The organism is Bradyrhizobium sp. LVM 105 (assembly GCF_003957705.1).
Classification (GTDB): domain Bacteria; phylum Pseudomonadota; class Alphaproteobacteria; order Rhizobiales; family Xanthobacteraceae; genus Bradyrhizobium; species Bradyrhizobium frederickii.
Map to the genome: position 1 here is coordinate 419,676 of NZ_QZMV01000004.1, position 12,429 is coordinate 432,104.

General features: G+C 61.2%; 11 protein-coding genes. 5 read left to right on the forward strand and 6 right to left on the reverse strand.

The annotated features are described in order from the left end of the window. The first annotated feature begins 2 nt into the window (after nt 1–2). Both D6B98_RS14455 and D6B98_RS14460 read left to right on the forward strand, forming a co-directional pair. Nucleotides 3–1,316: a TRAP transporter large permease gene (locus tag D6B98_RS14455; RefSeq protein WP_126257659.1), complete on the forward strand. Its 1,314-nt coding sequence runs from the start codon at nt 3–5 to the stop codon at nt 1,314–1,316. 39 nt (nt 1,317–1,355) lie between these two features. Continuing rightward, complete coding sequence (locus tag D6B98_RS14460; RefSeq protein ID WP_126257813.1) at nt 1,356–2,333, forward strand: TRAP transporter substrate-binding protein; 978 nt, start codon at nt 1,356–1,358, stop codon at nt 2,331–2,333. A gap of 264 nt (nt 2,334–2,597) precedes the next feature. On the opposite strand, the gene D6B98_RS14465 is transcribed toward D6B98_RS14460, so the two are convergent. Next, nucleotides 2,598–3,233, reverse strand: a complete 636-nt coding sequence (locus tag D6B98_RS14465) for a DinB family protein (protein ID WP_126257660.1) — start codon at nt 3,231–3,233, stop codon at nt 2,598–2,600. 65 nt (nt 3,234–3,298) lie between these two features. On the opposite strand from D6B98_RS14465, the gene D6B98_RS14470 reads away from it, so the two are divergent. Both D6B98_RS14470 and D6B98_RS39845 read left to right on the forward strand, forming a co-directional pair. Further along, the gene (locus D6B98_RS14470; protein ID WP_245481372.1) at nt 3,299–3,937 is read left to right on the forward strand and encodes a TetR/AcrR family transcriptional regulator; all 639 of its coding nucleotides are present in this window, start codon (nt 3,299–3,301) and stop codon (nt 3,935–3,937) included. A 154-nt stretch (nt 3,938–4,091) separates the two neighbouring features. Further along, entirely contained in the window at nt 4,092–4,268 is a 177-nt protein-coding gene (locus tag D6B98_RS39845) for a hypothetical protein (protein ID WP_164718600.1), read from the forward strand. Between the two features lie 160 nt (nt 4,269–4,428). On the opposite strand, the gene D6B98_RS14475 is transcribed toward D6B98_RS39845, so the two are convergent. Then, the gene (locus D6B98_RS14475) at nt 4,429–5,334 is read right to left on the reverse strand and encodes a helix-turn-helix domain-containing protein (protein ID WP_126257661.1); all 906 of its coding nucleotides are present in this window, start codon (nt 5,332–5,334) and stop codon (nt 4,429–4,431) included. A gap of 173 nt (nt 5,335–5,507) precedes the next feature. Between D6B98_RS14475 and D6B98_RS14480 the strand changes: the two genes are divergently transcribed. Further along, the gene (locus D6B98_RS14480) at nt 5,508–6,026 is read left to right on the forward strand and encodes a hypothetical protein (RefSeq protein WP_126257662.1); all 519 of its coding nucleotides are present in this window, start codon (nt 5,508–5,510) and stop codon (nt 6,024–6,026) included. 121 nt (nt 6,027–6,147) lie between these two features. Here D6B98_RS14480 and D6B98_RS14485 read toward each other — a convergent pair whose 3' ends face one another. The 4 genes from D6B98_RS14485 to D6B98_RS14500 form a co-directional block, all read right to left on the reverse strand. Then, nucleotides 6,148–7,629: an NCS1 family nucleobase:cation symporter-1 gene (locus D6B98_RS14485; RefSeq protein WP_126257663.1), complete on the reverse strand. Its 1,482-nt coding sequence runs from the start codon at nt 7,627–7,629 to the stop codon at nt 6,148–6,150. 332 nt (nt 7,630–7,961) lie between these two features. After that, nucleotides 7,962–8,696: a TetR/AcrR family transcriptional regulator gene (locus D6B98_RS14490; RefSeq protein ID WP_126257664.1), complete on the reverse strand. Its 735-nt coding sequence runs from the start codon at nt 8,694–8,696 to the stop codon at nt 7,962–7,964. A 158-nt stretch (nt 8,697–8,854) separates the two neighbouring features. Next, entirely contained in the window at nt 8,855–10,504 is a 1,650-nt protein-coding gene (locus tag D6B98_RS14495) for an acyl-CoA synthetase (RefSeq protein WP_164718601.1), read from the reverse strand. Between the two features lie 26 nt (nt 10,505–10,530). Further along, on the reverse strand, nt 10,531–12,420 hold the full coding sequence (locus D6B98_RS14500; protein ID WP_126257666.1) for a TRAP transporter large permease: 1,890 nt from the start codon (nt 12,418–12,420) through the stop codon (nt 10,531–10,533). Nucleotides 12,421–12,429: the final 9 nt, after the last annotated feature.

Here is a 12,429-nt window from a genome sequence, read left to right on the forward strand (position 1 = left end):
CCATGGCCAATCTCGGCATGATCGAGCTGTCGTTCGTTCTGCTCGGCGTCATGATCCTGCTGCTGGGAAGCGGCGTGTGGATCGCGGTCTCGCTTGGACTTGTCGGCTTCGTAGCGATGGCGTTGACCACGAGCCTGCCGCTCGGCGCGGTGCTTGCGACCACCACCTGGAGCGCCAGCTCGTCGTGGACCCTGGCCGCGCTGCCGCTGTTCATCTGGATGGGGGAGATTCTCTTCCGCACCAAATTGTCGGAAGAGATGTTCCGGGGGCTGTCGCCCTGGGTTCAGTGGCTGCCGGGACGCCTGACCCATGTCAACGTGATCGGCTGCGGCATCTTTGCGGCGGTGTCGGGCTCTTCGGCGGCGACCTGCGCGACGATCGGAAAAATCGCGCTGCCTGAGCTGGACAAGCGCGGCTACGACAAGAACCTCAGTCTCGGATCGCTCGCAGGCGCGGGCACGCTCGGCCTCCTGATTCCGCCCTCGATCCCGATGGTGGTCTACGCGGTCACGGCGAACGTCTCCGTGCTTCAGGTGTTCCTCGGCGGATTCCTGCCGGGCGTGCTCGTGATGGTGCTCTATTCGGGCTACATCATCATCTGGTCGCTGCTCAATCCCAAGAAGGTCCCGCCGCGCGATCCGCCGATGCCATTCCGGCAGAAGCTTCAAGAATCGGCGAAGCTCGCACCCTGCCTGCTCCTGATCCTGGCCGTGTTTCTTTCACTCGTGCTGGGCTTCGCGACCGCCACGGAATGCGCCGCATGGGGCGTCACGGGCGCGCTGCTGCTGGCGTGGTGGAGCGGTACGCTCACGCGCAAGAATTTCCTCGAGAGCATCATGAGCGCGACGCGCCTGACCTGCATGATCATGCTGATCCTGGCAGGTGCCGCCTACACCACCGCTGCGATGGCCTATACCGGCATTCCGGCGGCGCTCGCCACCTGGGTGCAGGGGCAACAGCTCACACCGGGGATGCTCGCGCTTTATCTCAGCATCATGTACATCATCCTGGGATGCCTGATCGACGGCATCTCGATGATCGTCCTGACCGCGGTCATCGTGCTGCCCATGGTCAAGCAGGCCGGCCTGGACCTGGTCTGGTTCGGCGTCTATCTCATCATTCACGTGGAAATGGCGCAGATCACGCCGCCGGTTGGATTCAATCTCTTCGTGCTACAGAACATGAGCGGCCGTGATACGTTCACCGTTGCGCGGGCAGCGTTTCCGTTTTTCGTCCTATTGCTCGCTTCCGTGTTCATCATCACGGAGTATCCGCAGATCGTGATGTTCTTGCCCAAGCTCGCCTTCCCAGACTGAGCGTGCGAAGTGTTCAAATTGACTGTGAGGAGAAGCTCGATAATGTCCCGTATAATCCGCGCATCCTTGATCGTCGGCGCCGTGCTCGCCGCGACACCCGCTATGGCTCAGACCAAATGGAATCTGCCGGCGGCCTATCCCGCCGACAATCCCCATTCCGAGAATCTCGTCGCGTTCGCCAAGGACGTCGAGGCCGCCACCTCCGGCAAGCTTCAGATCACGGTTCATCCGGGCGCCTCGCTGTTCAAGGCACCCGACATCAAGCGCGCGGTAGTGACCGGTCAGGCGCAGATGGGCGAAGTGCTGCTCTCGATCCACGAGAACGAGGATCCGATGTTCGGCATCGACGTCGTGCCGTTCCTCGCGACCAGCTTCCCGGACGCGATGAAGCTGTATCAAGCCTCCAAGCCTGCGATCGTCAAGAAGCTCGATGCGCAGGGCCTCAAGCTGCTGTTTGTCGTGCCGTGGGCGCCGCAAGGCGTCTATGTCAACAAGCCGCTCGCGACGATCGAGGACATGAAGGGCCTGAAATGGCGCGCCTATAACGTCGGGACCGCGCGCATCGGCGAGCTGGTCGGTGCGCAGTCTGTCACGATCCAGGCTGCCGAACTGCCACAGGCGCTGGCGACCGGCGTGGTCAATTCCTTCATGTCGTCGGGCGGCACCGGCTACGACTCGAAGGCCTGGGAGTCGCTCAAATATTTCTACGACGTTCAAGCCTGGATTCCCAAGGACTACACCTTCGTCAACAAGGCCGCGTTCGACGCGCTCGACAAGCCGACCCAGGAGGCCATCCTCAAGGCGGCGGCAACGGCGGAAACCCGCGGCTGGAAGGCCTGGCAGGACAAGAGCACCTGGTACCTCGACCAGCTCAAGGCAAAAGGCATGAATGTCGAGCCGCCGAGCCCGGCGTTGAAGGCCGGCTTCCAGAAGATCGGCGAGCAGCTCACGGCCGACTGGCTCAAGAAGGCCGGCGCCGACGGTCAGGCGATCGTCGACGCCTACAAGAAGATGTGAGGATGAGGCCTTCCGCCCGCCGCCTTCCGGTGTGCGGGCGGAAGATACAGCATGCGCCGCGCCAAATGCCGTCCAGAGGCTTGACGACAGCCACGAACGAAACAACAACGACGATAGCCAGCACGGTCCCGTATCCGGGGAGCGACATCATCTCGGAATCAGGGGCGCTATCATCTCGGAAACGAGGGGCGGCTTCCTCGAAATCGGCACAACACGCCGGAGGCCGGGGCGCTTACGCTCAGCCCACCCGCATCAATCTCATGGTCACCTAGACGGCCGTAGAAGGTGCCGATCGGAATTTCCGACCTCTTTGTCACTCTCTATCGGGTCACGAAAAGGTTTGAGGAAATGAAGTCCACAAACACGCTCAGCCCGGATGGCTGGCATGGGCTGCTTGTCGCCCTGTTGCCTGCGCGATGGCTCACTCTGATGGAGGAACACGGCGAATGTATCCCACGGTGGCGTTATGGAGAAGATGGAGAGTATGCGGCCAACCTCGCCGCGATGATATCCTCCATGGAGTGCGACGTGAGTCAGCATCTCTTCTCTCGTCATGTATCCCTTGTCGCCGTCGGTGAAGGTGAACGGGACAGATTCGGAAAGCTTCGCGGCGGAGACCTTCTGAACGTAGTCCAGGTACCATTGATCCGATGCTGCGACAGCGGCGCGCAACTCGCTCAACGTCGGTGTCTCGACCGTGTTATCCGACTCGTAATGATGATTCGTGCCACTGAGATGAGCGGCAAATATCTGGGCCACCACATAGTAGTGATTGATCAGCCGTATTGCGGTGTGTCTTTCGTCCTTTTGCGACTCCCCGGCGAGCATCTCTAGCTTGCCGAATAGATCGTTGTTGGCCCATGCATGATAGCGATACACGGTACGAAGCGCCGTGCTCATAGTCCGTATCCCTTTCCCAATCCATGGAATGTGAGTAATTTGCTTGTATTCTGCGCGGAGGGATAATGTCTACTCGCATTGCAAAATCGCAGCCCGTGATGCGGAAAGAGCCGCGTCAGGCCCGGTCCCGAGCGACCGTTGAGGCGATGATCGAAGCTGGTGCTCGTATTCTGGGCGACGAAGGATGGGCCGGTTTTACAACCAACAAGGTCGCAGAAGCAGCCGGGGTAAGCATCGGCTCGCTTTATCAGTATTTTCCCGACAAGCTGTCGCTAATCGAGGGCATTCGTCGTCGCCACCTTGATGACTGCCTTGCCGTGATGCGGAGATCTCAGAAGGAGGGGCGGCCGGTGATGCAGTTCGTGGAGGCTCTTGTTGGCGACATGATTGCAGCGCACAGCATCCACCCGGGACTTCATGAAGTACTGCTCGACGAAGCCCCGAGCTTTGACGGCCTTAGGGATCCACACAGTTCATTCGAGGCAGAATATCTCGCCTGCTACCAGGCGGCTGTCGCTACATATCGGGCGCAAGAGACAAATGCGAACGATTATACGGTTTCGCTAATCATCTCGGACGCCATCGACGGAGTGATCCATAACGCGGCGCGCCGCGGCATGCTCGAAGACCCGGACGTCAAAAACGAACTTGTCCGGATGATTGGCTTGTACCTTTCCGCCGGAGGCGAGGGGCCTACTGAGTAGATCGATCAGTCGAAGTCTCAAGGTCGGCAACGGGTTCTTCCCAGCCATTCCCGGCTACAAGATGGTCAGAGCTTTCTACGGGAAATCCCGGATGATGTCGTGCCAGAGCTTCGCGCCTATGAAGCAACGGAGATCTGACGCTTGGTAACCACCGATGTCGCTCTATGCCAAGCGGATGGAGCGCGGCCGTTTTTTGGCGGATGCCGCAACACACGTGGCGACCGCAGGCGGCCGGCTGATCGCTGTCATTTTAATCGACGGCACGACCGGCAGTCCGGACAGGTGTGACCGCATCCGCAAAACGTGTGAAACACTCGTGAGACCGAGCTGAGGCTCGCCGAACACTCTACCCCTCAACGGGCGTAGCCCGCGCCGCTTGCCCAACGATGCCAGTGAAGAAGACGACCGCGTTGCTCGATCGCCTGACACACCATAAGAGATCGCGTGCGCTCAATAAAGGTATATGCTGAGTTGATGAGTATGGACCCTAGCTAGTCCTTCCGGATCAATCGCCAGCGACCCGGTGTGGTGCCAACAGCCGCCGAGAATACTCTGGTGAAGTGACTTTGATCGGAGAAGCCGCATTTGATCGCAATTTCCGTCAGCGACGATGTTGAGTTTATCAGCAGAGCCTTGCTTTGCTCGATACGTTGACTCATCAGCCACCGATGGGGCGGCGTACCCGTGCTTACTCTGAAAGCGCGAGCGAAGTGGGCGGCTGACACGCCACATTCGCTGGCGATCCGTGCCAATGCAATTTCCCCATTGAGATTCTGACGCATCAATGCCTTTGCCGTCCGAAGCTGCCATGGCGCCAACCCACTGCGGTAAGAGCGATTGCGAGGTTGGCTGACTGCGTATTTCCTGAGGAAATGAATGTTTAGCGCCATCGCGACGTGGCCCACGAACAGCTCATTGGCCTCATGTGGTCTTTCGAGCATCGGCAGAAGGCAACCGCCCAAATGAGCCAGGATGGGATCGAGGGAGTTCGTACCCCCGACGACGTCATATTCAACGCGACCAACACCAAGTTCGTTTGCCAGCTCGCTTAGGGCGTTGTGCGGCAGGTACAGATAGAGAAAATCGAACGGCTCATAGAAGTGAACGATCGTTTCACATCGCAGATCGTAGATGCTCGTCTCGTCCTTCAAGGCGCCCTTTGGCACGTGACGACCGTCCAGCCACGTCTCGGCTCTCTGATTCCGCAGCCGAAGGCAAAGCGCGAAGGCCTCGTCCGGAGGTGACGGCAACGTTGGATCTCCGACCGGTCCGGAATACGCCATTCGCACTGCGGCGAACGTTCCTTTCTGTAGCGACTTGACGACGCCGGAGCTCGCCTCCTGGATCATTGGAAATAGCCTCGCAAGCCGATCGCCGAAAAGGCCGTCACCGGCCATGATTTGCTCCCCATGATCGGCCGAAAGCGATCGGCCCGGTCTGCGTTCGGTTTTGATGCCCCGCGTGATTTCCTTGCAGGCTCGTTTTGATCAATCGTGGCTGAGAATGTTCAAGCGCCACCGCTCGGGTGACCCTAGATTTTGGCAATACTTCAACTTTCACGGAGCATTTGATGTATTTCACGACGATCAAACCGCAGGTCATGTCGGAGTCGGCGCAGGCCAATCTTGCTTTACTGGAAGATCTCGTCCGCGCCGCCCGCTCTCGCTTCGCTGCGCTTGTGGAAAAACTCACCGAATTGCGAGCGGCCCCCTCGCCCAGGGCGTCGAGCGAGCAGCGTTCCCATGAAGACGGCCCGGGAAGCTCTGCACGCGGTCTTGCTGGCGCGATCGAGGATCTGATCGCGATCGCCGCCGTGATGGATCGCATGGCTGGCGAGCTCTTGCTGGAATCGAAGCAATTGTGGGCGTCCGTCGGATTTGTCTCCGGTAACGTCCACAAGATCACCTTTGGCCGGTGGCGATTGCTCGGCAGCCGGAAGCGGAATGATTTGTTCGCCGTCGCGGTCGACGAGAGGCTCAGGCGGATGCCGCGCCTGGTGATCTCGCTGCTGGAGGTTGCCACCATTCTGGAGGAAGCGATCGTAGACCTACACTCAGGCAAGAGTGGAGAGGGGGCTGGTAACCGGTAGCGACATCTCCAACGATCACTGTGACGTCGCATCGAGCTTGCATGCGCATTCGACCGAACGCGCATGCCCAGAATGTTGCGGGCGTGCTGCCAATATGGCGGTCGACCCGCAACTCCGGATGTCATTCGCCGGCTCCGACAATGACGGAGACTGGCCTTTTCTCCTTTGAGAGGGCCCAGTAGATCAATCCGCCGACGCTGGCGCCGATGAGCCATCCCCAGTCACCGACATTGAAGATAAGTCCATAGGCGCCGAGCAGGGACAATCCGATGGATAGCGTGCCCGATAGTCCCAGAGCGATCAGCGCTCTGTGATTCCAGCCCCCTTCGTAGTTGAACGCGCCGGTTGATGACATCGTGTAGAGGTCCTCGACCGTCACGATCTGCTTTTTGACGAGATAGTAGTCGGCGATCATGATGCCGAACATCGGTCCGAGCGTCGAGCCGAAGATGCTGACGAACAGCGTGATGGCCGAGGGGCTCGCGACGAATAGCCAGGGGCAGACCAGCACCGACAGGATCGACGTGATAAGGCCGCCCATCCTGAAATCTATACGCTCGGGATTTAGGTTTGAGATGTCGTAGGCCGGCGAGACGAAGTTGGCGACGATGTTGATGCCCATGGTTGCCACGATGAACGTGATCGAGCCGACGATGACGATAATCGGGCTGCCGATCTTCTCGACGATCAGGACGGGATCCATGATCGCCTCCCCGAACACCTTCAGCGTGCCGGCCGTCACGATCACCGTGATAATCGAAAACACCAGGAAATTGACGGGTAGGCCGAGCAGATTCCCCATCCTCATGGCGTCCTCGTCCTTGGCGAACCGGGCGAAGTCGCCGAAGTTGAGCAGGAGCGCCGAGAAGTAGGCGACGATCAGCATCGCGGCATTGGCCATCACTCCGATCGTTGCCGCGTTGGAAGCCGGCGGCGAGCTGAGCTGAAGCGACAGGCTCGAAAAGCCGGTCTGCCACAGCATCCAAATCGCGAGGGCGAACATAACGACGTAAACCACCGGCCCGCAGAAGTCGATAAAGCGGCGGATGCGCTCCATGCCACTCAGGAAGATGACGAGCTGGAACAGCCACATGAAGAGAAAGCTGAACCAGGCGAGCGTGGACAGGCCAATTATGCTGTTGTGTGTCAGATCGGCGGCGGAGGGCACCAAGGTGACGATCAGGACCTGAACCGCCTTAGAGGCGAAGTAGGTCTGGACACCGTACCAGACGATGCCGACCACGCCGCGCACCGTGGCGGCAAGATTGGCTCCCATCACCCCGAACGACACGCGCGCCATGACCGGGAAGGGGATGCCGTAGCGCTGGGATGGGCGACCGATGAGGTTCATCAGGAAATAGACTGCCGTGATGCCCACCGTCATCGAGATGAGAACTTGCCATCCGGTCAAGCCGAGAAAAAACAGGCTTGCTGCGAATGTGTAGCCGCCGACTGAGTGGACGTCCGACATCCACATCGCAAACAGGCTAAATATACCCCAGGTCCGTCCCTCCGGTGCTGTCGGCGCAAGGTCATGGTTATAGAGCTTCGGATGGGCACCGGTGATGATCAGCGTGGGAACGTCGCCGCTCTTGGATGACATGTCCTCTACCTCGAATGTTGTTGGCGCGCAGGAACAACGCGTGCGTTGGAAACCGCGGCCCCGCCGTTGATGTCCCGCACCACGCGGGACGATCGGATCGAAGCAAGCGACATGCCATCGTTATAACGATCGATAAAATAATTTTACGATCGATAAAATTCTTTTACAAACACGAATTTGCGATTTGACGAGTGATGATCTTACTGGTGAGACTTTTGTGCCACAACCAAGGGCTGAACAAGGAATAAGCTGATCGCCCGTGCCAGATATGAAGCAGGCCCGGGACCAGATGAAGCCGTTTCGCGCCCAAAAATGGGCGTCCAAACAAGAAGTTAGGTGCCGCGCTTGATGTTCGACCGCTTTGCGGGGGGCGCCCGGTCCGCCGACCTGTCGTAACCCTGAAGGCCGAGTCCGCTGAGGACGAGCTGGACGATTGTCGCCTTCGCCGCGTCGTAGTCAGCTTCCTCGAGCTGTCTCTTGCGCTTCATGATGATCATCTGGCTCGAAAAATCAGCATAGGCCTGGGTCATCGCCCAGATGCAGAAGAAAAGATCAACGGCGCTGATCGGGCGGATGGCCCCAGTCGCGGCCCAATGGTCCAGCGTCTTGACTTTGTCGAGCAGCAACGGGGTCGAGACCTTCTCGATAAAGCTGCCGATGAATTGCGCGCCGCTGATGATCTCGTTGGCATAGATGCGCGACAAATGAGGGTGGTCTCGCGAGAAATCGATCTTTCTGTGAATGTAGCGAACTAGGATGGTCTCGACGTCGGAAGTCATGTCGAGACTGTCGATGTCTCGTGCCCACATGTTCATTGCGCGTTCGAGCACCGCGCGATACAGATCTTCCTTATCTTCGAAATAGTAGTAGATGTGCGGCTTTGCGATCGAGGCCTTCTTGGCAATCAGTGCCGTCGTGGCTCCCCGGAAGCCAAAATGCCCAAAGACGAATTCCGCCGCGTCGAGGATTTTTCCTTCGATGTCGGGGCCAGGCGCCGCCTTGCGCCCGCCTTTGGGCGCGCGGCGGATGCGAAAAAGCTTGAGCTTGTCGGCGGGCGTCGCAGCCATAGTGTCCCGGTGAGAAGCTTGCCTTCACGCGGGAAGGCTGAGCGGGATGGTCCGCCGGGTTGATATCGGCGATTCCGACCGGAAAGTGCCCTGCTTGACCGGCTTTATCAAGCAATTTGGACGGGTAAAAGCTCTCCAATGCGTAGGGAGCAATCAGCTCAGGCCGAGATCGCCTTCGCCGATCCGACCTCGTTGCGGAGTAGGAATTTCTGGATTTTGCCGGTCGAGGTCTTCGGGATCGGTCCGAACACGACGGCCTTGGGCGTCTTGAAGCCGCTCATGTGCGAGCGGCAGAAGGCGATGATGTCGGCTTCGCTGGCGCTGGCGCCGTCCTTCAGCTCGACGAAGGCGCAGGGCACTTCGCCCCATTTCGGATCGGGCTTTGCGACCACGGCGGCGAACAGCACGGCCGGGTGCTTGTAGAGAATGTCCTCGACCTCGACGGAGGAGATGTTCTCGCCGCCGGAGATGATGATGTCCTTGGACCGATCCTTGATGATGACGTAGCCGTGCTCGTCGAGCACACCGAGATCGCCGGTGTGAAACCAGCCGCCCTCGAACGCTTCCCTGGTCGCCTTCTCGTTCTTGAGATAGCCCTTCATCACGATGTTGCCGCGGAACATGACCTCGCCGATGGTCTCGCCGTCGCGCGGCACTTGCCTCATGGTCTGCGGATTGATGACGGTGACGCTTTCCTCGAGCGGGTAGGGCACGCCCTGCCGGCGCTTCATGCGCGCGCGCTCGGCCGCGGGGAGCTCGTCCCAGCCGGGCTGCTCGGCGCAGACGGAGGCGGGGCCGTAGACTTCGGTCAGGCCGTAGACATGCGTGAGCTTGATGCCGATGCTTTCGGCGCCTTCCAGCACGGCGACCGGCGGCGCGGCGCCGGCGATCAGCCCGACGACGCGGCGGGCCGCGCTGCCTTTGGGCGCATCGGGTGCGTTGATCAGCGTGTTGTAGACGATCGGCGCGCCGCACATGTGGGTGACGCCGTGCTGCTTGATCAGCTCGAAAATCTTCGTTGGCTCGACCTTGCGCAGGCAAACATTGATGCCGGCGGCGGCCGCGATGGTCCACGGGAAGCACCAGCCGTTGCAATGGAACATCGGCAGCGTCCAGAGATAGACCGGATGCTGGCCGAGACCACCGGCGAGGATGTTGCTGACGGCGTTCAGATAGGCGCCGCGATGATGGGTGACGACGCCCTTGGGATTGCCCGTCGTGCCCGAGGTGTAGCTCAGCGCGATCGCGTCCCATTCGTCGTTTGGCGTGATCGCCGCGAAGTTCGGATCGCCTTCGGCGACGGCCGCTTCATATTCGATCTCGCCGATGCGGCTGCCGCCCTTGAACGATGCGTCGTCGACGTCGACCACGAGCGGCTTGGGGCCCGTCATCTGCGCCAGCGCGTCGGTGATGACACGCGAGAACTCGGGGTCGACCAGGATGATCTTCGCGCCGCCATGGTCGAGCTGAAACGCGATCGACGGCGCATCGAGACGGATGTTCAGCGCGTTGAGCACGGCGCCGGTCATGGGCACGGCGAAATGCGCCTCGTTCATCGCCGGGATGTTCGGCAGCATCGCAGCGACGGTGTCGCCGACGCCGATGCCCTTGCGCGCGAGCCAGGACGCAAAGCGCCGGCAGCGCTCATAGGTCTCAGCCCAGGTGAAGCTGCGGCCCTCATAGACCGTGCTGACATGATCGGGATAGACGGCGGCGCTGCGCGCGAGGAAGCTCAGCGGGCTCAGCGGCACGTAATTGGCGGGCGTCTTGTCGAGGCCGATATCGTACTGGTTCTGCCGCTCGCTCATCGACACCCTCCTTAAACCGCCGCGCCTCAAAGGAATCCGATCGAGATCCAGGGGAAGATCGCGACGATGATCAATCCCGCCAGCAGCGCCGCCAGATAGCCCCAGATCGGCCGGATACCCTCGGCCGGGTCGACGCGTCCGATGGCGCAGGCGGCATAATAGCCGACGCCGAAGGGCGGCGCGAATAGTCCGATGCCCATGGCGAGGATGATCACCATGGCGTAGTGCACCTCGTGCACGCCGACAGCCCGGGCGATCGGAAACAGCAGCGGTCCGAACAGCACGATCGCCGGAATGCCTTCCAGCACGCTGCCGAGGATGGTGAAGGCCAGGATCGAGACGGCGATGAAGGTCGCAGCTCCCCCGGGCAACCCGGTCATGGCCGCCGCCAGGGAGCGCGAGAAGCCTGACTGGGTCAGGCCCCAGGCCATGCCCGTGGCGGTGCCGATGATCAGCAGGATCGCACCTGACAGCGACGCCGTCTCGATCAGCATCGGAAACAGCCGTCGCCAGTCGAACCGGCGGTAGACGAGCAGCCCGACGAGGGCGCCATAGACAATGCCGATGGTGGAGACTTCGGTGGCCGTGGCGATGCCCTCGACCACGGCATAGCGGATCACGAAGGGCAGTGCGAGCGCGGGCAGGGCGACGACGAAGGTTCTGCCGATCTCGCCACCCGTGGCGCGGCGGACGTGGCTCATGTCCTCGTGGCGGTAGCGCCACCACACCAGCATGCAGAGCGTGATGGCGAGCACGACGCCGGGCAGGAGGCCGCCGGTGAAGAGGGCGGCGATCGACACGCCGGTGACCGAGCCGATCGTGATCAGCACGAGGCTCGGCGGAATGGTCTCGGTCTGGGCGCCGGTCGCCGCCAGCAGCGCGACGAGATCGCCGGGCTTGGCGCCGCGCTCTTTCATCTCGGGAAACAGCACGGGCGCAACGGCGGCCATGTCGGCGGCCTTGGCGCCTGATATGCCCGAGACCAGGTACATGGCGCCGACCAGCACATAGTGCAGGCCGCCCCTGATATGGCCGAGCAGGCTCGCCAGGAACGCCACCATGGCCCGCGCCATGCCGGTCATCTCGATCAGCAGCCCCAGGAAGACGAACAGCGGCACCGAGAGCAGGATGAGGTGGCTCATGCCCTCGTCCATCCGCCCGACCAGCACCATGACCGGCGTGCGCGTGGCGAGCGCGAGATAGCCAAAGATCGCCAGGCCAAAGCCGAACGCAATGGGAACACCGGCAAAGACGCAAAAGCCGGCAACTCCGACGAAGAAGATGACGAGGTTGAGATTGCCGAGCTGTCGCAGGAGCGGCTCCGCCAGCCAGAACAGGCCGATTATGGCGGCAACGGTGGCGACGGCCGCCGCGACCATCCGCCAATCGGCCGCGCGCAGCAGCCGCAGCATGGCAAAGGCCGCCATCAAGCCAATGCCGGCCGGCAGCGCGGCGGCGCGCCACATATTGGAGATCTGGAGCGCCGGCGTCGTGATGTAGCTTTCCTCATAGGCGTAGTCGCAGGCCGGCCAGACGATCAGGAGCAGGAACGCCAAGGCCGCTGAGGTCGCGACCAGATCCAGATAGGCCCGCATGGCCGGCCGCGCGCTGGCGACGACCGCGGTCATGCGCATGTGCTCGGAGCGGCGGAACGCAACCGCCGCACCCAGCATGGCGAGCCACAGGAACAGGATCGAGGCGAGCTCGTCCGACCAGATCAGCGGCCGGTGCAGGCCGTAGCGCGCGACCACGCCGGCAAACAGGATCACGATCTCGGCGACGACCAGGATCGCGGCCGGGATTTCGACGACGAGACCGAGCAGGCGCTCGAGCGAAGCCAGCAACGATGGTCGGCGAGGGGGCTGAAACGCCGCCTCGCCCGCCACTGCGGTCATCTCGACCTCGACACGAGCCATGATGGCCCC